We start from the raw sequence: 19,787 nt of genomic DNA on the forward strand, positions 1-19,787 counted from the left end.
TCCATTTGGTCGCCTGCTTCACGCATCCGCCGACCACTCCGACAGGGCGGAGATCACGCTTTTCAGTTCCGCCCAGCGGCGGATGACCGTTTCGGCGCCGGCCTCGGTCAGCGCGTCGGCATGCCCGGGATAGCTGTGCGCCGCTCCGGTGAAGCCGATCACACGCATGCCGGCTGTCCTGGCGCCGGTCACGCCATGCACGGAATCCTCGATGACGAAGGTGTTCGCCGGATCGGCCTGGAGCGTTGCCGCGGCAAAGAGAAACACGTCGGGCGCCGGCTTGGATTTCCCGCTTGGTGTTTCCAGCGAGGAAAAAATCCGGCCGCTGAAAAACGGCAGCAGATGCACCTTCTCCAGCATGAATTCGATCCGCTCGGTGCGCGAATTCGAGCAGATGCAGCGCGGCGCCGTCACCGCGGCGACCGCCTCGTGCACCCCGTCGACGGCGCGCACGTCGCTGCGCAGCCGGCGGTCGACCAGGTCTTCGGCGCGATCGATCAGCGAGGCCTGGAACGGGACGCGGGATTTTTCCTCGACCCGCATCATGATGTCCTTGAAGGTCAGCCCGGCATAGGTCTCGGAAATCTCCTCGGCCGATATCTCGTAGCCGGCCGACGTCAACAGCTCGGCTTCGATGCGCGCGGCGATGATCTCGGAATCGACGAGCACGCCGTCGCAATCGAAGATGACAAGGTCTGGCTGGGGCATAGCGATCCGGAAAGCGGGAGGGAGGAGGCTGGGACGGTTCAGGCGGCGCGGCATACACCAACAGGCCGATCTTCGCAAATTACCCGGGGTCCGCACCCCAGGCCTTCACCGAATATTTACGCTGATCGGTAACCATAACAGGGAGTAAACAGTAACGCGTGCTTTGGGTGTAACAATGTCTGCCGTGCGTCTTCTCGACGAGCTTTCCCATGCTCCCCAGCAATCCGAATGGCTGGATACGATCCTGAAGGGCGATTGCGTCGCCGCGCTCGACCGGCTGCCCGAAAAATCCATCGACGTGATCTTTGCCGATCCGCCCTACAATCTGCAGCTCGACGGCGATCTGCACCGGCCCGACCAGTCCAAGGTCGATGCCGTCGACGACGACTGGGACCAGTTCGCAAGTTTTGAGGTCTACGACGCCTTCACCCGGGCCTGGCTGCTGGCGGCGCGCCGCGTGTTGAAGCCCAACGGCACCATCTGGGTCATTGGCTCCTACCACAACATTTTCAGGGTCGGCGCCAAGATGCAGGATCTGGGGTACTGGATCCTCAACGATGTCGTCTGGCGCAAGACCAATCCGATGCCGAATTTCCGCGGCCGCCGCTTCCAGAACGCCCATGAGACGATGATCTGGGCCTCGCGCGATCAGAAGGGGAAGGGTTACACCTTCAACTACGAAGCGCTGAAGGCGTCGAACGACGACATCCAGATGCGGTCCGACTGGCTGTTTCCGATCTGCACCGGCGCTGAGCGCCTCAAGAACGAAAATGGCGACAAGCTGCATCCGACGCAGAAGCCCGAAGCGCTGCTCGCCCGCATCATGATGACCTCGACGAAGCCCGGAGATATTGTGCTCGATCCCTTCTTCGGCTCCGGCACCACCGGCGCCGTGGCCAAGCGCCTCGGCCGCCATTTCGTCGGCATCGAGCGCGAGCAGGCCTATATCGACGCCGCCAACGAGCGCATCGACGCAGTCCGGCCGCTGGACGGCGCTGCTCTTACCGTGCTTACCGGCAAGCGCGCCGAGCCGCGCGTTGCTTTCGTCAGCCTCATCGACACCGGGCTGATGCTGCCGGGCGCCACGCTCTACGACGCCAAGAAGCGCTGGGCGGCCAGGGTGCGCGCCGACGGCACTGTGGCGGTCGGCGGCAGCGCCGGATCGATCCACAAGATCGGCGCGGAAGTGCAGGGGCTGGATGCCTGCAACGGCTGGACCTTCTGGCACTATGAGCGCAGCGGCGGCCTGACCCCGATCGACGAGCTTCGCCGCATCGCCCGCCTCGGCATGGAGCGGGCAGGGGCCTGACGATAACCGCTACAGAGGTCTCGTTGCACATCGTCCCGGGGGGAAGCAGGACCGCGCTTGGCCTGTCCTTTCGCCGGGTTGCTCCTTGATGCCGCACACACACCTGTGCTGAGAAGAGCAGCGCTCGTCGGTTGGAATCTCACGATCATGCAAGTCGCAGACCGCAGACCGAGGTAACGAACCATCGGGTCTGGCCGTATTGCGGAGATGACCGATTCACACGGGACTGTCGCGATCATCGCTGCTGATCGGGCGAACGGCCTTCCCGCATGGCCTCAAGATCGCCATCCCAGCCGGCGCCGGCAAGGGCGGCGATAGCCGTATCCTGCCGGTGCTGGCGCACCAGAGCGCGCAGTACCGCCTCAATCGTCGCTTTCTTGGTCTTGAGACCGGAGGCGGCCATGGCCTCCGCAATCAGTTTGTCGTCGAGTTCAATGTTGGTTCGCATGGCTGCGCTCGATGTGTATGAACTGGACTAAGATATATACATTCTGCTCCTGACCCACAAAGCCGTCACAAACGAAAGCCGCCCTCGGAGGGATCACGGTGAGCGATTCCCGAGGAAGAGTTATTGACCTTTGCCCACCGTTTCTCGAATGCTCGATTCTCTTATCCAATGGAGACCAGATCCATGAAAGCTCTTGCCTCGCCGTTTGTCGCCGCCCTCGTCATGGGTTTGTTGGCCTCTCCGGCGATTGCCCAGAACACCGGCGCAGAAAACCAGCTTGATGCGGTTATCAAGAACGGCAAGCTGCGCGTCTGTACGACCGGCGACTACAAGCCCTTCACCTTTCATGACAAGCCCGCGAACAACTACCAGGGCATCGATATCGATCTCGCAACATCTCTGGCAAGTTCACTAGGGGTCGAGGCGGACTTCGTGGCGACTACCTGGAAAAAATTGCTTGCCGATTTTACAACCGGCAAGTGCGACATCGCGATGGGCGGTATTTCGGTGACCCTGGAACGCCAGAAGCAGGTGTTCTTCAGCGAGCCCTATCTCGTCAACGGCAAGGCACCGATCGCGCGCTGCGAGGACGAGGCGAAATTCCAATCGATTGCCGACATCAACAAGCCGGATGTGACTGTGATTGTTAATCCCGGCGGGACCAATGAGAAATTCGTGCGTGAAAAACTCAGTGACGCTAAAATTGAGATCTACCCGGACAACGTCACGATCTTCCGCCAAATCCTTGACGGCAAAGCCGATATCATGATCGCCGAATCGGTCGAAACCGAGTTGCAGGAGAAACTTCACCCCGGCCTTTGCGCGATCAACCCCGAGAAGCCGCTCCAATATGGCGAAATGGGTTATATGCTTCCTGAGGGTGCCGTTGTCTTCAAGGCCTATGTCGACCAATGGCTGCATCTTGCCAAGGCGACGGGTGAGTTCGATCGCATCTACGCCTCACACGTCAAGTAGCGCCCGAGAAGGATCCAATGGCAGCGCCGTGGACCGCGCGTCTCAGCGACTGCGGTCAGGCCCGTCACAGTGATCACACTCTGACCCCCAGGCGATCGAGGTCCGCCTCGAGCGTCTTTGCGTCGGTGAACAGCACCGACTGCCAGCCGGCCGCCTTGGCGCCGTCGACATTCTTCTGACTGTCGTCGATGAACAGCGTGGCCGCGGGCTCGAGGCCGAACGCGGCGACGTGATGGTCGTAAATGCCGCGATCGGGCTTGATCATGCCGATCTCGCCCGAAATGGTCACACCGCGCGGGCGGTTGAGGAAGTCGAAACGCTGCCGGGCTTCGGCAAGCGTGTCTGACGCAAAATTGGTCAGCATGGTGACGTCGTGGCCGCTCTCGATCAGCTTGTCCATGAGTTGGACGCTGTCATCGTAAGCGTGCGGAACCATCTCGTGCCAGAGGCGGCGGAAGTTGCGGATGTTTTCGGCGTGGTCCGGGTGTTCGGCGATCAGCAACGCCTCGGCCTCTTCCCAGGTGCGGCCGCGGTCCTGCTCGAGGTTCCAGTCATGCGTGCAGACATTGTCGAAAAACCACTTTCTCTCCTCGGCATCCGGAATGATACGGCTGAATGGCAGGTTCGGATCGTAGTGGATCAGCACTCTGCCGATGTCGAAAACGATGTGGCGGATTTCGGTCATTCTTGTCCTCGTTCAACGCAGTTCAAATGGGGCGACGTGGGCGATTCAATGTGCGCGCTGCTTCTTCGTCGCGCCCGGTATCGCTGCTTCGATTACCTTTTTCATGACGGTGGGCAGTGCTTCGCCGGAAATTTCGTCGGCCAGCGACCAGAAATGACCCGCTGGGGCGGCGACATCGGCCATCGCTTTGAAGATTTCGAGTTCGAGCGCAAAATGGGTGAAGACATGGCCAATCTTCCCGGCTGGCCGCCAGTTGCCGGGGAAGGGCGCCGCCGCCGCTGTGGTGCCGCCGTCGATCCGCGCGGTCCAGCCGGTCGTCGGCACTTCGGTCATGCCGCCGAGCAGGCCCTTATCCCCACGTTTGCGCAAAAGGATGGCGCCATCGCCGCGTACGGCAACGAAAGCAGCCCCGCGCCGCAATGGTTTCTCGCCCTTCGGCAGGCGGACAGGGAAGCGTTCGGCATCGCCGGAAATAATGGCGCTGCAATCCTCACGCAGCGGGCAGAGCCCGCAGCGCGGCCGCCGCGGCGTGCAGATCGTCGCGCCGAGATCCATCATCGCCTGGGCGAAATCGCCCGGTCTGGTCGCTGGAACCATGCGCTCGACATAGGTGCGTATGTCGCTCTTGGCCTCGCTCAGCGGCGTGACGATCGAAAACAGCCGGGAAACCACCCGCTCGACATTGCCGTCGACGACCGCGGCGGGCTGGTCGAAGGCGATCGCGGCGATCGCCGCCGCCGTGTAGGCGCCGATGCCGGGCAGCTCTCTCAAGCCAGCTTGCGTATCCGGAAACCTGCCGCCTTGCCGCGCGACGAGGTCGGCGCAGGCCTTGAGATTGCGCGCGCGGGAATAATAGCCGAGTCCGGCCCAGGCCTTCATGACGTCTTCTGTCGGTGAAGCGGCCAACGCCTCGATATCGGGCCATTTCTCGACAAAAACCCGGAAATAGGATTTTACGGCTTCGACCGTGGTCTGCTGCAGCATGACTTCGGAAAGCCAGACCCGGTAGGGATCGGGTCGAATGCCGCGTGCCAACTCGCGCGGCGCAATGCGCCACGGCAAGTCGCGGTGATGCCCGTCGTACCAAGCGAGCAGGCGGGACGCGATCTCGCCGCTGTCTCCGGATGCGGCTTTGCCGCTGTCGCAGGATGCGGTCTTGCGGGTCTGGTCGTGCAGTGCCATTGATCGAGGACTGGCCTAACCGATGTATGGTGAAGGTCGTGACTGGAGAACGCACATGGCAGGGAAAAGGCCCTTCGGCAATCCCGTTCCGGTGAGTGATCTCGCAACCCAGATCCTCGATCCGGTGCTGCGCAAGCGAGCCGGCATGTCGATCGGGCTTGTCCAGTCATGGGAGGAGATTGCCGGGCCGCGGCTTGCCAGCCGTTCGCGCCCTGAAAAGATCCAGTGGCCGCGCCGCATGCATGAAGATGATCCGTTCGAGCCGGCGGTGCTGGTCATCGCCTGCGAAGGCATGGCGGCGCTCCATCTGCAGCACGAGACCGGCGAGATCATCAACCGGGTCAACGCCTTCCTCGGCTTCAACGCTATCGGCCGGATCAGAATCGTGCAAAAGCCGGTCACGGTTGACAAAGGCCGGCTTAAACCAAGTATCCGGCCGCTGACCGCGGCCGAGAAGGTGAAGCTGTCAGGCACCGTCGGAATGATCGAGGATGATGGGCTGCGCGCCTCGCTGGAGCGGCTCGGCGCCACCATTCTCGGTCAAAAGAAAACATAATCTCGCGCTTTCGTGATCGCGTAGCCAAGTTTTGGCGATTGGAATGGGGACGGCGATGCCTTAATTCGCGCCAACTCTCGCCTTTTCTAGCCTTTGCATTGCAAAATCCAACCATTGTCAGGTGATTCGTATGCCCCGTCTTTTGTCCCGCAGAAACCTCCTGTCGTCACTGGCCGCCATTCCGGCGGTGGCTCTGCTCGCCGCCTGCAGCGACTCGGGCGAGAAAGCCGTGGCGGAGGATGTGAAGCCTGCGGCCCCCGCCGATGCGATGAAGCCGGCCGATCCGGCAAAGCCGGCCGCTCCGGCCGCGGCCAAGGCGCCTGAGGCCCAGGGCACGGTGGACATGGCTGCCTTGCTGAAGCCCGGCGCAGTGCCCGACATGCAGCTCGGCAAGGACGACGCGAAGGTCGCCATCGTCGAATATGCCTCGATGACCTGCCCGCACTGCGCGCATTTCCATGAAACCACCCTCCCGGCGCTGAAGACGAAATACATCGATACCGGCAAGGCCCGCCTTATCCTGCGCGAGTTCCCCTTCGATCCCAGCGCCGAGGCCGGTTTCATGCTGGCGCGCTGCTCCAAGGACAATTATTTCCCAATGGTGGACGTTCTGTTCAAGCAGCAGGCGAACTGGGCAGGTGTCGCCAATACCAAGGACGCCCTGCTGCAAATCTCCAAGATGGCCGGTTTTACACAGGAGTCGTTCGAGGCCTGCTTGACGGACCAGAAACTTCTGGACGATGTGAGGTCGGTCCAGAAGCGCGGCGCCGATGAATTCAAGGTCGACTCGACGCCGACCTTCTTTATCAACGGGAAGACCTACAAGGGGGCGCTGTCGATTGAGGAAATCTCGGCCATTATCGACCCTCTGCTTTGACGTTTCGGCAGCGCCGAAGCGGCTGCGCTTCGGCGTGCGCAACTTTTTGTTGCGCCGCGAGTTCTTGTCGCCAAACCGCGGAACACTTTTGCAGAACCCGCTTTTGGGGCGGCGCGAATGAAATTCTCGCGCCTTCGCCTGCTCGGTTTCAAGTCGTTCATCGAACCCGGTGAGTTCGTCATCGAACGCGGCCTGACCGGCATCGTCGGCCCCAACGGCTGCGGCAAGTCGAACCTTGTCGAGGCGCTGCGCTGGGTGATGGGCGAAAGCTCGTACAAGAACATGCGCGCGTCCGGCATGGACGACGTCATCTTTTCCGGTTCCGGAACGCGTCCGGCCCGCAACACCGCCGAAGTCACGCTTTTCCTCGACAACAGCGACCGTAGCGCGCCCTCGGCCTTCAACGACGCGGACGAGTTGCAGGTTTCGCGTCGCATCGAGCGCGAGGCGGGTTCGCTCTACCGCATCAACGGCAAGGAAGCCCGCGCCAAGGACGTGCAACTGCTTTTCGCCGACCAGTCGACCGGCGCCCGTTCGCCCTCGATGGTCGGGCAGGGCCGCATCGGCGAGCTGATCCAGGCCAAGCCGCAGGCGCGTCGCGCGCTGCTGGAAGAGGCGGCCGGCATTTCGGGTCTGCACACACGTCGCCACGAGGCGGAACTGCGTCTGAAAGCGGCCGAACAGAATCTGGAACGGCTGGACGATGTCGTCGGCGAGCTGGAAAGCCAGATCGAAAGCCTGAAGCGCCAGGCTCGCCAGGCCTCGCGCTTCAAGAACCTGTCGGCCGATATCCGCAAGGCTGAAGCGACGCTGCTGCATCTGCGCTGGACGCTGGCCAAGACGCAGGAAGGCGAGGCGCGCTCGGCGCTGGCGATCGCCACGGCACTGGTCGGCGACCGCGCCGCCGCCCAGATGGCTGCCGCCAGGGAGCAAGGGATCGGCGCCCATCGGTTGCCGGACCTGCGCGACGCGGAAGCCGCCGCCGCTGCCGCCTTCCAGCGCCTGTCGATCGCCAAGACGCAGATCGAGGAAGAAGCGGGCCGCATCCGCGCCCGCCAACTGGAGCTCGACCGCCGGCTCCAGCAGCTCGACGGCGACATCGTCCGCGAGGAGCGGATGGTCCGCGACAATGCGGATATTCTTAAGCGTCTCGCCGCCGAAGAAACTGCGCTCAACACCGAGAACGCCGGCGCCGCCGACCGCGAGGCCAGCACCCGCGCGGCGGTCGAACAGGCTGCGTCGACGCTTGCCGCCAGTGAAGCCAAACTCGCCGGGCTGACCGCCGAACGGGCGGAGGCCGCCGCTTCCCGCAACCAGATCGAACGAACGCTGCGCGACACCGCGGAGCGCCGCGACCGTTTCGCCCGCCAGCTCGCCGATGTCGACCGGGAATTGTCCGATATCGCCTCCAGGGTCGCCGGCCTGGCCGATCCCGCCGAGAAGCAACTTCTGGTTGAACAGGCGCTGGCGCTGCTCGAGGAAACCGAAGCCGCGGCGATTGCCGCCGAACAGGCTGTCGCCGAGGCGCGCGCGGCGGAGAGCGCCGCCCGCCCGCCGGTTCAGGATGCAAAGGCCGAACTGGCGCGAATCGAAACCGAGGCCCGCACGCTGGCCAAGATCCTGAATGCCGCGAGCGGCGACCTCTTCCCGTCCGTGCTGGAGCAGATCAGCGTCGAGCGCGGCTACGAGACGGCGCTGGGCGCGGCCCTTGGCGAAGATCTCGACGTGCCGCTCGACCGCAGCGCGCCGGTGCATTGGGGCCAAAGCGAGGTCCAGCCCGGCGACGCCGCTCTGCCCGAAGGCATCAAGAGCCTTGCCAGCGTCGTCCGCGCGCCGGCGCAACTCGCCCGCCGATTGGCGCAGATCGGCATCGTCGACGCCGGCGACGGAAAGCGGTTGCAGGCGCAGCTTGCTCCCGGGCAGCGGCTGGTCAGCCGCGAAGGGGCGCTCTGGCGTTGGGACGGATTCACCGCCAGCGCCGACGCGCCGACCGCCGCCGCGCAGCGGCTGGCGCAGAAAAACCGGCTGTCCGAGCTCGACGCCGAGGCGGTCCACGCGAACCGCATCCTGCGCCAGGCCGAAGAGGCCCTTGCCGATGCCGAGCAGGCGCTTGCCCAGGCGAGCGAGGCCGAGCGCAACGCCCGTCAGGCCGGGCGTGATGCCCAGCATGGGCTGGACGCCGCCCGCAACGCGCTGGCCGAGGCCGAGAAGGCCGGCGGCGAGCTGTCGAGCCGGCGCGCCGCACTTGACGAGGCGCGCGCGCGCGTCGTCGACAGCCATGAAGAGACGGCCGCGGCTTTCGTCGAGGCCGAGATGCTGCTGCAAAGCGCTCCCGATCTCGGTGATCTGCAGTTGCAGCTCGAACAGTCGGCCGCCAACGTCGCTCGCGACCGCGCCACCCTTGCCGATGCCCGCGCCGTCCATGAAGGCTTGAGGCGGGAAGCCGAAGCGCGCTCGCGCCGCCTCGACGCCATCGGCGCGGAACGCCGCAACTGGCTGGAGCGCGCCGAAAACGCCTCAACGCAGATCGCCGCACTCGGCGAACGCAAGGCCGAGGCCGAGGCCGAACGCGAAAGGCTGGCCGACGCCCCCGACGAGATCGACGCCAAGCGGCGCGCCTTGCTGTCGCAGCTTGCCGAAGCCGAAAGCCTGCGCCAGGCCGCCGGCGACCGGTTGCAGGAAGCGGAAAACAAGCAGTCCGAACTGGACAAGGCCGCGACATCAGCGATCCAGTCGCTGGCCGAGGCGCGCGAAACCCGAGTTCGCGCCGAAGAGCGGCTGACCGCTGCCGATGAAAGACGGCTGGAGGTCGAGGCGCGCATCCAGGAAACGCAGAACACCCCGCCGCATCTGGTCATCCGCCACACCGGCCTGGAGGCCGACAGCCCGATGCCGGAGATGACTGAGATCGAGCGTCAGCTCGACCGGCTGAAGATCGAGCGCGAGCGGCTCGGCGCCGTCAATCTGCGCGCCGAGGAAGAGCAGAAGGAACTGTCCGACCGGCTGGAGACCATCGTTTCCGAACGTGAGGACATCATCGGGGCCATCCGCAAGCTGAGGCAGGCGATCCAGAGCCTGAACCGCGAAGGCCGCGAACGGCTTCTGGCTGCCTTCGACGTGGTCAACGGCCATTTCCAGCGGCTGTTTTCGCATCTGTTCGGCGGCGGCACGGCGGAACTGCAACTGATCGAGTCCGATGATCCGCTCGAGGCCGGTCTCGAAATCCTTGCGCGGCCACCCGGCAAGAAGCCGCAGACGATGACGCTGCTTTCCGGCGGGGAGCAGGCGTTGACGGCGATGTCGCTGATTTTTGCCGTGTTCCTGACCAATCCCGCGCCGATTTGCGTGCTCGATGAGGTCGACGCACCGCTCGACGATCACAATGTCGAGCGTTTCTGCAATCTGATGGACGAAATGGCGGCCACCACCGAGACGCGCTTCGTCATCATCACGCACAACCCGATCACCATGGCCCGCATGAACCGGCTGTTCGGGGTGACCATGGCCGAGCAGGGCGTCAGCCAACTCGTGTCGGTCGACTTGCAGGCGGCCGAGGCCCTGCGCGAGGCGAGCTGACGCGTCGACGCACAGCTTGTCGGTAGCGCCTATTGGGGCTTTCGGCTAAAATACGAATTGGACTGGGTCGGTTCCGTTCATTCTGATAAGCGTTTTGATGTTGCGCATGATCCTCTCCGAAATCGATCTCGATTTCGCGATCATGTGCCAGCATATGCGTGGAGAACCTTGTTGCCTGTACTTGTCACGGGAGCCGCAGGATTCATCGGCAGCCATGTTTGCCATCATCTCCTGAGTAGGGGGGAAGCGGTCGTCGGCGTCGACAACATGACCGACTATTACGACCTGGCGCTCAAAAAGGGGCGCCTCGCCCGCTTGCAGCCTTACAAGGATTTTTCATTTCACCAGATCGACATCGCCGAACAGGGCGCTCTTGCCGACGCTTTTGCTGGGCAAGGCATAGTCAGGATCGTCCATCTCGCCGCTCAGGCGGGTGTGCGCTATTCACTCGACAATCCGAGGCTCTATGTCCGTTCCAATGTTGTCGGCCATCTCGAAGTGCTCGAATTCTGTCGCGCGCAGCCCGCATTCGAGCATCTGGTCTATGCGTCGTCGAGCTCGGTCTATGGCGGCAACCGCAAGGTGCCGTTCAGCGAGACCGATCAGGTCGATAAGCCCGTCTCGCTCTACGCCGCCACCAAGAAGTCCGATGAATTGATGAGCCACACCTACGCCCATCTCTTCGGGGTGCCGCAGACCGGCTTGCGATTTTTCACCGTCTACGGTCCCTGGGGCCGGCCCGACATGGCCTATTGGATATTCACCAAGGCGATGCTCGAAGGCAAGCCGATCCGAGTGTTCAACAATGGCGAGATGTGGCGCGATTTCACTTATGTCGAAGATGTGGTGAGAGCTGTCGTTGCCGTGCTCGACAAGCCGCCATCGGCTGAAGTTCCGCCGAGCAGGCTCTACAATGTCGGCAACAACCGGCCGGTGCGGCTCGGCGATTTCATCGACACTCTGGAAAGACTGCTCGGTGTAAAGGCGATTCGCCACAGCGAGCCGATGCAGAGCAGCGACGTCGAGCGCACCTATGCCGACATGACTGCGCTGGAGCGCGATTTCGGTTTCAAGCCGAGCGTTTCGACAGAAGATGGGCTGAAGAAATTCGTCGACTGGTACCGGTCCGAATGGGCTAAGAGATCGCCGACAACGTGACTGCGGCCTGCGGGTCGTCGCCTGCGGGTCTCCGCGTTTGCGGCCCAAGGCCGCAACTTCGCTCCAGTCGCCGCTCGATCATCGCCTCAGCCCGGCCATAAAAGACTTTACTCGGGCGGGGTCGACCTGGTTCCACCAGACGCCGTCATGCTTCAGCGCACTGGCAATTATGATCCCATCGACGATGCCAAGGATATCGTTGGCATTGTCCGGCGTCACGCCGCTGCCGACCAGCGTCGGTAGGCCGGCGGCCTCTTTGATCATGCTGATATAGCTCAGATCCGCAGCGTGCCCGGTGCGTTGACCGGTCGCAATGATGGCGTCGGCGTCGAAGAAGACCAGATCCTTGACCAGTTCCTCCACCGGGCGGTCGGCAACGATCGCGTGCGCGCCGTGCTTGACATGAGCATCGGCGAAAACGCGGATGCCGTTGGCGCGAAGCTTGGCGCGGTAGCGTGCTGCGCGACCCGACTCCCCCTCGACAAAACCCTCATTGGCGACATAGGCATTCGCCCATTGATTGACGCGGATAAAGCCCGCGCCGGAGGCGCTGGCGATCGCAAGGGCAGGGATCGCGGCGTTAGCGAGCACATTGATGCCGACCGGCTTGCCGAACTCGCGGCGGATACGGTCGGAGATAACAGCCATATAGGCCGCTGTCTCCGGTCCGATGTCGTCAGGTTTGGCAAACGGGATGTCGCCATGATTCTCGACGATCACGCCGTCGCATCCGCCATCGAGATAGGATCTCGCATCGTCCAGACCGCGCTGATAGATCGCCTCGACCGCCTCGCCGTCATAGCGCGGGGCGCCGGGAAGCGGCGACAGGTGAACGACGCCGATCACCACCTTGGTGCGGCCGAAAAGTTCTACGAGCGCGTCGCCGCCTGATTGACCGAGTTGGGTCATGAGAGCTCCGTTTGATCGATGAGCGCCGCCATTTCAGACGCGGAAGGACAGGATATCAATGTGCCCGGGCGAGTCACCGCAATTGCGGCAGCCGCGAGCGCGAACTTCAGCGCTGCGGCAACCGACATTTCCTTGGCAAACCCGCCAGCCAGACAGCCGCAAAACACATCGCCGGCGCCGCTGGTATCGAGCGCCTCGACTTGTGGTGCCGGCAAACGAAACCATCCTCCCTGGTCCGGGCCCAGGGCGAGACAGCCTTCCGCACCAAGGGTGATCACGACTGTCCCGGCGCCTTTGGCCACAAGCGCGTCGGCGGCGGCTGACATGTCAGCCTGGCCGGTCAGCGCTTTCGCCTCGGATTGATTGACCACCAACACCTCTGCCAGACCGAAATCAGGCAGAGCCGCCGCATCGATAGGGCTGGCATTCAGGACGGTGCGCGCGCCATTTTCCCGTGCTGCCCGTAGGCAGGCATCTATCGCGGCGCCTCGCAAATTTCCTTGGCAGACAACGATGTCGCCAGAAGCGATCCGGCGCGCAAGTGCGGTTTGCGTGATCGGATCGAACGCGTCGCTGCAGGCGACGCCGCTGACGATGAAGTTCTCGCCGCCGGGCTCAATGACGATGGTCGAGCGGTCGCTTGGCAGGTCGAATTCAACCGCCTCGAGGTCAGACAACTCCCTGTCGAGGCGGCTCCTGATCCATGCGCCTGCACGGTCCTTGCCGAGCGCCGTCCAGAACGTTACCGCAGCACCCGTGCGCGCGGCCGCAACAGCCTGGTTTGCTCCCTTGCCGCCGAGGCCGTCGGCGTAGTTGCTGGCGTTCAAAGTCTCGCCGGCGGTAGGGAAGCGGCCGACGCGAAACATCGTGTCGACGCAGGCATTGCCGACGACATGGACATGCATCGCTCAGTTCTCACCGGTCGCCCAGCTCAGCATCTGCTCGAACAGGGTTTTGTAGCCTTTCCAGGCGATGAACTCCGGTGGCAGCCAATGCGGCCCGACATCGGACGTCCAGGCCACAGTGCGGCCCTTGCCGTAGTGGCCGGTGACGAGCAGCGGCAGCGAGCCATAATCCGACGACACGGTTGCCAGCACTTCCGCCCCGTCTTTCGGCGTCACTTCGTTGAAGCCGAGCAGGATTGGCCAATCCGAACCGAGACCCCTGAGGATCGGATGGTCCGAGGAGCCTTTCAGGACAGGCGAAAACCCTTCCGGCACCTCGACACGGTCGTCGAACGCGAGGCAGCTCACCGGCAGCACTTCTTCGACCGGCGTCTTGCGATAGCGCGCGCCGCCATTGATGCCCTGGAAGCTATAGTAGCCGCCGAACATCAAAAACCCGCCGCCGTCGCGCACATAATCGCGCAGCAGACGCAGACGGTTCGGCGTCGGCTTGGAGTGAACCCAGGTGTCGGGATGCAGAAGCAGCGTGTTGGCGCCGATGTCGGAGAGCACCACCGCATCATAGGCCGAAAGCGCCTCCCTTGTTTGCGGAAAGCTGCGCTGTGCCTCATGTGCCGGCATGAAGGTCACGTCGAAGTCGGTCGCCTTCAGCGCCGTCAGCAATTCGTCGGCGCCGGTGTGGTAGGTGACCGTCGGAAACTGGTCGAAGCCCTTGATATGGGTCGCGGTCGACACCCAGGATTCACCGGCAAGCAGGATTTTTTTCTTGGACATTTGAACTCCGTCGTAAGTCTCAGCCGCAAAGTCTCACCCGCGAGCCTGGGCTTAAATCTGCCGCGAGAACACGGCTTTCGGATTGGCGATCAGCATGCGGTCGATGGCTGGCTGCTCGACGCCATGCCGTTTCAGGCGCGGTATGAAATGCTTGAGGATGTAGCCGTAGCCGAAACCGCCGAAGCGGGTCAGCATGATCTTGAGGAACACATCTTGCGACAACAGCAGGCGATCGCCGACGCCGGCCTCGACAAGTGCCGCGATTGCTCGCGCGTTCTCTTCGTCGGAGGGCGATTGCGCGTCCTGATCGGCATAATAATAGTCCATGCCGATCATATCGTATTCCAGGAACGCGCCGCGCCGGGCGAGGCTTGTCTGGTAGTCGAGATCGTTGTGACTGGGGTTCATGTGACAGAGCACAGTGTGGCGAAGATCGGCGCCCTCGGCCTCCACGACATCGAGCACCTCGTGCGCCAGCCGCTCCCAGCCGGGCAGGTGGATCGACAGCGGCACGCCGGTGATGCGCGAGGCTCTTGCGGAAGCTCGCAGCGACTTCCGTTCCTCTGAAGTAAAATCCTTACTGACGCCAATCTCGCCGATCAGGCCGGCCAGGATCGGCGGCAGCGTCTCGCCGCCGCCGACGTCGTTGACGATGAACTCGGTCACTGCGTCGACGTCCATCGCTTTCAGCCATTCGGGATGGGTGTGTTCCAGATAAAAGCCTGTGCCCATGACGATCTTCAGGCCGGACATGCGGCCGATGCGGGCGAGCTTTTCCGGCTCGCGGCCGATGCCGATATTGGTCGCGTCGACGACGGTATGGCCGCCCAGCGCGCGATAGCGTTGCAGCTCAGACAGCGCCAGGTCACTGTCGTCGAGCGAAACATTGTCGCGGTTGACGTAAGGGTTCATGCGCAATTCGCCGATGATCTCGATGTTCACCGGCTGCTCGGCGAGCGCCATGTCGTCGGGATGACAGGGACATTTCCAGCTGCGCGCGCCGTCGAGCAAGATGTGCTCGTGCATCAGCGTGACGCCCATTTCTTCGACCGGAACGGGGCCGAGAACGGTCATCACATGGCCGGTTTCGACTCCGATCGCCAGCCTCTGCCTGGGAGCCGCGTCATCGAAAAGATCACTCATGGGCTCAACGGCTCCGCACGGCGCCGCGGAACAGGCGGAAGTTCAGCCAGATGGCGATCAGGATGATCGTTCCGGTGACGATCGGCGTCAGGAAAGGCGACAGATGCGCCAGGATCAGGCCATTGCCGATGACGGCCACGGTAAGCGCGCCGAGAACGGTGCCGACGATCGTTCCGCGGCCGCCGAACAGGCTGGTGCCGCCAAGCACGACGGCGGCGATCACTTCGAGCTCAAAGCCTTGCCCGGCATTCGAGGATCCGGATCCAAGCCGGGCGGCAATGATGATCCCCGCAAGTGCTGCCGCGGCCGCGGAAATCACGTAGACGAAAAGCGTCGTCAGCCGCGTGTTCACGCCGGCGCGCCTGACCGCTTCGGCGTTGGCGCCGATGCCGGTCACGTAGCGGCCGAACGGCGTCTCGTTGAAGGCGATATAGGCGATCGCCAGGATCGCCAGCGCGATCAGCGCCGGCGCCGGCACGCCAAGCAGCCAGGCGCGGCCCAGCACCGTGAAAGGGCTGCCCGGCTCGATGGGGATCGAGTAGCCGCCGGTGATCAGCAGCGCCACGCCACGGATCACCGAAAGCCCGGCAAGTGTGACGATGAAGGCCGGGATGCCCTCATAAGCGACGAAATAGCCCTGCACCGCGCCAAGCAAGGCGCCCAGCGCAAGCATGGCGAGGATGACCAGCGGCCATGGCAGGCCCAACTGCAGCAATGTCGCCGACAACGTTGCCACCAGCGCCAGCACGGAGCCGACCGAAAGGTCGATGCCGCCGGTGGTGATGACGAAGGTCATCGCCGCGGCGACGATCAGCAGCGGTGCCGACTGCCGCAGGATGTTCAGCAGGTTGGGCGACGTCAGAAAGGCGTCCGTCGCCACCGAGAAGATGACGCTAACGATAAGAAAGAACAGCGCGATCGACACGACACTGCCGTTGGCGAGCACCGCATCTCGCCATGTGGATTCGCGGACCCTTCGAGACTGCGCGGAGCGGGTCGAAGTCGCTTCGCTCATGCTGGCGCTCCATCGCGATAGGCGTTGGTGGCCGAACGAGCGTTGAACTTGCGGCCCACGATCAGGTTGACGACATCCTCGATATTGGTTTCGCCGATCAGTCGCTCGGCGACGTTGCGTCCTTCGTACATGACCTGAATGCGGTCGCATACGAGGAACAGATCCTGAAGCCGGTGGGTGATCAGGATGACACTGACGCCGCGGGCGCTGACGGTGCGGATCAGGTCCAGCACAGCCTCGACCTCGGCGACGGCGAGCGCCGCCGTCGGCTCATCCATGATCAGCACGGACGGCTCGAACGAGGCGGCGCGGCCGATCGCGATCGACTGTCGCTGTCCGCCGGACAGGTTTTCGACCTTGAGCCGCGTGTCTGATATAACGATGCCGAGACGGTCGAGCATCTGGCGCGTTTGCTCGTGCATGCGCTTCTTGTCGAGAAAGGAAATGCCGGCGATGCGGCGGCGCGGCTCGCGGCCGAGAAAGAGATTGCCGGCGACGTCGACCGTGTCGCAGAGCGACAGATCCTGATAGACCATCTCGACGCGCGCCGCACGCGCGTCCGCCGGCGAAGTGAAGGTCACCGGCATTCCATCGATCTCGATCGTGCCGGCATCGGGAACCACGGCTCCCGACAGCACCTTGCTCAACGTCGACTTCCCGGCGCCATTGTCGCCGACAAGCCCCAGGACCTCGCCCGGCCTCAGCACCAGCGACACGTCATCGAGCGTCTGAATGGCATTGTAGCGCTTTGAGATGCCGCTCATCCGCACCCGATAGGTCTCGCCACTGCTCATCTTGGATCCCACGGGATTGCAAAGCGTCCGCGGCGTAGCCCTTCGCGGCGCCGCGGACGGGTCATCGATGCAGTCTACTGGAACATCGCGCGGTATTGTTCGACATTGTCCTTGGTCACGATCGTCACCGGAATATTGATGATCGGCTCGACCGTTTCGCCCTTCTTGAGCTTGACCAAAGCTTCGACAGCGGCCTTGCCTTCGCCGGCCGGGTCCTGCTGGACGACTGCCACCACCCAACCATCGTCAATGCCCTGAATGACCTGCTTGGTCAGGTCCCAGCCGAACACCTTGACGTCGCCGGTGCGGCCTTGGCTGGTTACGGCCGAAACTGCGCCGAGCAACGCCGGCTCGCCGGTCGCGTATAGCGTCGTCATGTCCGGATTGGCGGTCATCAAATTTTCCGAAGCGCTCATTGCGGTCTCCTGGACATTCTGGCCGTCGACCGTGTCGAGGAAGGTGATATCAAGGCCGCTGTCGGTGACCGCCTTCTTGAAGCCGTCGAGCCGCTGGTTCTGGATGAACGAATTGAGCGCGCCGACAATGCCGATCTTGGCGGTGCCGCCCATCTCCGACTTGACATAATCGGCATAGAATTTGCCGATATCCTCGCCGGCCTTGGCGTTGTCGACGCCAATGAACGCAACGTTGTCGCCGTCGGGGATCTGCGCGTCGATGGCGATCACCGGGATGCCGGCCGCCTTCGCGGCGGTGATTGCAGGCTTGACGCCGTTGACGTCGATGGCGACCAGAATGATGCCGTCGACCTTTTGTGTGATGTAGTTCTCGATCGCGTCATTTTGCGCGCTCGGCACGTTGTTGGCATTGAAGATGACCAGCTTGGCGCCGGCGGCGTCGGCAGCCTTTTGCGCGCCCTCGTTGATCTGGTTGAAGAACAGGGCCTGCTGATTGATGTTGACCAGAGCGAACGTATCGGCGAACGCCGATCCCATCGCCGTCGAGCAAATGGCCAGGACGGCGGCGCAACGGAAGAGAAGCTTGAACGGACGCATTTTCGGTTCCCCTTGCTTGCGGGCCAATCCTGTTAGGCCGGCCCATTGGTGCTACAGACACAAGGCAAACATTCAAGAGACTTGAATACTTGTCAACGAATTTGATCTCACAGCAGCCGTCAGAAGGTCGCTGGTGTGTTGACCCAAAAAATGCTGGCTCTCTCCTTGCCGATGTTGCGGTAATGGTGCGGCAGCTCCGACCTGAATACGAACGCATCGCCGGTGGCGAGATCATGGCTCTTGCCATCGACGATCAGCTTGATCCGGCCGGCGAGCACGTAGCCGACTTCCTCGCCGACATGCTGGATGGGACCTTCGCTCTCGCCGTCTGCCTCGATATGATGGATGCTGCACTGCAACAGGTGTCCGGGCGAATATGGAATGATGCGTTCGAGCGAGATGCCCTCGCCGCGCCTCAGCGCGTCGAGCGAGATCAATGGCCGCGCGCCTGCGCGGAACACGATCGCCTCGTCATCGTCGACCTGTTCGAACATCCAGCCGATATTGGTCTCCAGAGCTTCGACCAGGCGGTGAAGCATGGGCAGGGATGGCGAAGCCTTGCCGTTCTCGATCTTGGACAGAAGGCTTTCAGAGCAGTGCGCAGCTGTCGCCAGCGTCTTCAGCGTCATGCCCCGCGTCTGGCGGGCGAGGCGCAACCGCGTTCCAAGCCGCGCGGCATTTACGGTGGCGTCCGTTTCGGACTCCGGCCGTCGCCGATCGATTTTGTTCATCCGTTCGCCAACCATTCAACAGTCATGGGACAACTGTCGCGCGAGCAAAAGACAGCCGCGACCGATTTGCAAGTGGTGATCTGTCAATTTCGACCTGGCCGTCCCCCGACCGGTTTTTGATAGCACGGATAAAGCAACCCAGCGTCAAATACTCGTCGTCCACAGCGACATCGGCCGTCCCTCGATCGAACACGGCGCCGACTGGAACAAAAAGCGTTCCTGCGTTGCTCCCCAACCGTCCCCAATGTTCTAAGGGGCTGGGTTCATACGCCGGCCAAGGGCAATCCTCGCGGCGGGCGCTCGGCGGGCACTCAAGGCAGGTAAGGGGTGCAAGGGCGTTTTGCGCGGACGAAATTCGCGCGATTCGAATTCTCGTGATCTGAACTTGACGAGGCAACAGACGGTAGCGTAGCTGTTCGCTAGAATAACGTCCTGGCCGAAGTGTGATCGACGATGTGCCGCTTTGAGGCGATGGGCAGCGTATTACGTCTCACGAGCGCCGGAAACAACCTGACTTGAATGACGGACGGGAAAGCATGCAAGCCTGTGACGCGAAAGCGTTGTCGCGCTCGTCAAGCTGAGCATTGATGGCGGCTGTTGTGGGCGTATCCGAGATATCGACGGGAGAGCGAGATCGTTGTGACCAAGAACGTGCCGCCTCACGCAGTTGTTGCCGGAAAACCACGGGGATTGATCCAGCATATGGTTTCTCTCGATGCCTGAAGCGGCCATGACTTGGGAAGACGCCGTCCGCTGGTGCATGAGCGAGCCTTCGATGAAAGAGCTCGCCCGCGCCGCCTATGCTGCTGTCCGACATTCCACTGCATCGCGAGCAGGCGCCGGAATCGCTCTTCTTCGCACCCGATAGTGCAGAAGCGCTGGCGCAGCGACTCCTCGAAGCTGGGCAGCGTCCACGCTTGGCCCGCGACAGTGTCGCCGTGCTGCAAAGTCGGCAACAAATGCGCCGCCGATAGTATGTGGCGGCACTCCTTGCATCGTTTTGAAAATGTCAAAAAGTTAAAGGTGTCA

General features: G+C 62.8%; 19 protein-coding genes. 7 read left to right on the forward strand and 12 right to left on the reverse strand.

The features are described from left to right. Positions 1-18: 18 nt before the first annotated feature. Positions 19-708: an HAD family hydrolase gene (locus AC0L3H_RS04065; RefSeq protein ID WP_287225922.1), complete on the reverse strand. Its 690-nt coding sequence runs from the start codon at positions 706-708 to the stop codon at positions 19-21. 175 nt (positions 709-883) lie between these two features. Here AC0L3H_RS04065 and AC0L3H_RS04070 point away from each other — a divergent pair, with 175 nt between their 5' ends. Then, entirely contained in the window at positions 884-2,017 is a 1,134-nt protein-coding gene (locus AC0L3H_RS04070) for a DNA methyltransferase (RefSeq protein WP_473584584.1), read from the forward strand. Between the two features lie 235 nt (positions 2,018-2,252). On the opposite strand, the gene AC0L3H_RS04075 is transcribed toward AC0L3H_RS04070, so the two are convergent. Continuing rightward, positions 2,253-2,465 (reverse strand): type II toxin-antitoxin system VapB family antitoxin, encoded by a 213-nt coding sequence (locus AC0L3H_RS04075; protein WP_473584585.1) that lies wholly within the window; start codon positions 2,463-2,465, stop codon positions 2,253-2,255. Positions 2,466-2,648: 183 nt separating this feature from the next. Here AC0L3H_RS04075 and AC0L3H_RS04080 point away from each other — a divergent pair, with 183 nt between their 5' ends. Then, positions 2,649-3,440 carry a transporter substrate-binding domain-containing protein gene (locus AC0L3H_RS04080; RefSeq protein WP_473584586.1) on the forward strand — a complete coding sequence of 264 codons (792 nt, stop codon included), beginning with the start codon at positions 2,649-2,651 and terminating at the stop codon, positions 3,438-3,440. A gap of 73 nt (positions 3,441-3,513) precedes the next feature. On the opposite strand, the gene AC0L3H_RS04085 is transcribed toward AC0L3H_RS04080, so the two are convergent. Beyond that, positions 3,514-4,125: an HAD family hydrolase gene (locus AC0L3H_RS04085; RefSeq protein ID WP_473584587.1), complete on the reverse strand. Its 612-nt coding sequence runs from the start codon at positions 4,123-4,125 to the stop codon at positions 3,514-3,516. Between the two features lie 45 nt (positions 4,126-4,170). Further along, positions 4,171-5,307 carry an A/G-specific adenine glycosylase gene (gene mutY, locus AC0L3H_RS04090; RefSeq protein ID WP_473584588.1) on the reverse strand — a complete coding sequence of 379 codons (1,137 nt, stop codon included), beginning with the start codon at positions 5,305-5,307 and terminating at the stop codon, positions 4,171-4,173. A 55-nt stretch (positions 5,308-5,362) separates the two neighbouring features. On the opposite strand from mutY, the gene AC0L3H_RS04095 reads away from it, so the two are divergent. The 4 genes from AC0L3H_RS04095 to AC0L3H_RS04110 all read left to right on the forward strand — a co-directional run bounded on the left by AC0L3H_RS04095 (position 5,363) and on the right by AC0L3H_RS04110 (position 11,474). Continuing rightward, entirely contained in the window at positions 5,363-5,863 is a 501-nt protein-coding gene (locus AC0L3H_RS04095; protein WP_023802726.1) for a DUF721 domain-containing protein, read from the forward strand. A gap of 130 nt (positions 5,864-5,993) precedes the next feature. Then, the gene (locus AC0L3H_RS04100; protein WP_473584589.1) at positions 5,994-6,740 is read left to right on the forward strand and encodes a DsbA family protein; all 747 of its coding nucleotides are present in this window, start codon (positions 5,994-5,996) and stop codon (positions 6,738-6,740) included. A 117-nt stretch (positions 6,741-6,857) separates the two neighbouring features. Beyond that, positions 6,858-10,316 carry a chromosome segregation protein SMC gene (gene smc / locus AC0L3H_RS04105; protein ID WP_473584590.1) on the forward strand — a complete coding sequence of 1,153 codons (3,459 nt, stop codon included), beginning with the start codon at positions 6,858-6,860 and terminating at the stop codon, positions 10,314-10,316. Positions 10,317-10,487: 171 nt separating this feature from the next. Further along, a complete protein-coding gene (locus AC0L3H_RS04110) occupies positions 10,488-11,474 on the forward strand; it encodes an NAD-dependent epimerase/dehydratase family protein (protein ID WP_473584591.1) in 987 nt (328 codons plus the stop codon). Positions 11,475-11,552: 78 nt separating this feature from the next. Here AC0L3H_RS04110 and AC0L3H_RS04115 read toward each other — a convergent pair whose 3' ends face one another. From AC0L3H_RS04115 to AC0L3H_RS04150, 8 genes are all read right to left on the reverse strand, one after another. Then, complete coding sequence (locus tag AC0L3H_RS04115) at positions 11,553-12,383, reverse strand: BtpA/SgcQ family protein (RefSeq protein ID WP_473584592.1); 831 nt, start codon at positions 12,381-12,383, stop codon at positions 11,553-11,555. Continuing rightward, entirely contained in the window at positions 12,380-13,288 is a 909-nt protein-coding gene (locus AC0L3H_RS04120; protein WP_473584593.1) for a PfkB family carbohydrate kinase, read from the reverse strand. Before AC0L3H_RS04120 ends, AC0L3H_RS04115 begins: the two co-directional genes overlap by 4 nt. 3 nt (positions 13,289-13,291) lie before the next feature. After that, a complete protein-coding gene (locus AC0L3H_RS04125) occupies positions 13,292-14,062 on the reverse strand; it encodes a glutamine amidotransferase (protein ID WP_473584594.1) in 771 nt (256 codons plus the stop codon). 51 nt (positions 14,063-14,113) lie between these two features. Further along, positions 14,114-15,205, reverse strand: a complete 1,092-nt coding sequence (locus tag AC0L3H_RS04130) for a phosphotriesterase family protein (RefSeq protein ID WP_473584595.1) — start codon at positions 15,203-15,205, stop codon at positions 14,114-14,116. Between the two features lie 4 nt (positions 15,206-15,209). Next, positions 15,210-16,220 carry an ABC transporter permease gene (locus tag AC0L3H_RS04135; RefSeq protein WP_128172070.1) on the reverse strand — a complete coding sequence of 337 codons (1,011 nt, stop codon included), beginning with the start codon at positions 16,218-16,220 and terminating at the stop codon, positions 15,210-15,212. Beyond that, positions 16,217-17,014 (reverse strand): ATP-binding cassette domain-containing protein, encoded by a 798-nt coding sequence (locus tag AC0L3H_RS04140; RefSeq protein WP_473584596.1) that lies wholly within the window; start codon positions 17,012-17,014, stop codon positions 16,217-16,219. Before AC0L3H_RS04140 ends, AC0L3H_RS04135 begins: the two co-directional genes overlap by 4 nt. 74 nt (positions 17,015-17,088) lie before the next feature. Next, positions 17,089-18,027, reverse strand: coding sequence for an ABC transporter substrate-binding protein (locus AC0L3H_RS04145; protein ID WP_292407422.1), 939 nt, complete (start codon positions 18,025-18,027; stop codon positions 17,089-17,091). A gap of 119 nt (positions 18,028-18,146) precedes the next feature. After that, positions 18,147-18,758 (reverse strand): cupin domain-containing protein, encoded by a 612-nt coding sequence (locus AC0L3H_RS04150; protein WP_473584597.1) that lies wholly within the window; start codon positions 18,756-18,758, stop codon positions 18,147-18,149. 800 nt (positions 18,759-19,558) lie between these two features. Here AC0L3H_RS04150 and AC0L3H_RS04155 point away from each other — a divergent pair. Continuing rightward, positions 19,559-19,732, forward strand: a complete 174-nt coding sequence (locus tag AC0L3H_RS04155) for a hypothetical protein (protein WP_287351945.1) — start codon at positions 19,559-19,561, stop codon at positions 19,730-19,732. The last annotated feature ends 55 nt before the right edge of the window (positions 19,733-19,787 follow it).

The sequence above is a fragment of the Mesorhizobium sp. WSM4816 genome (assembly GCF_055811535.1).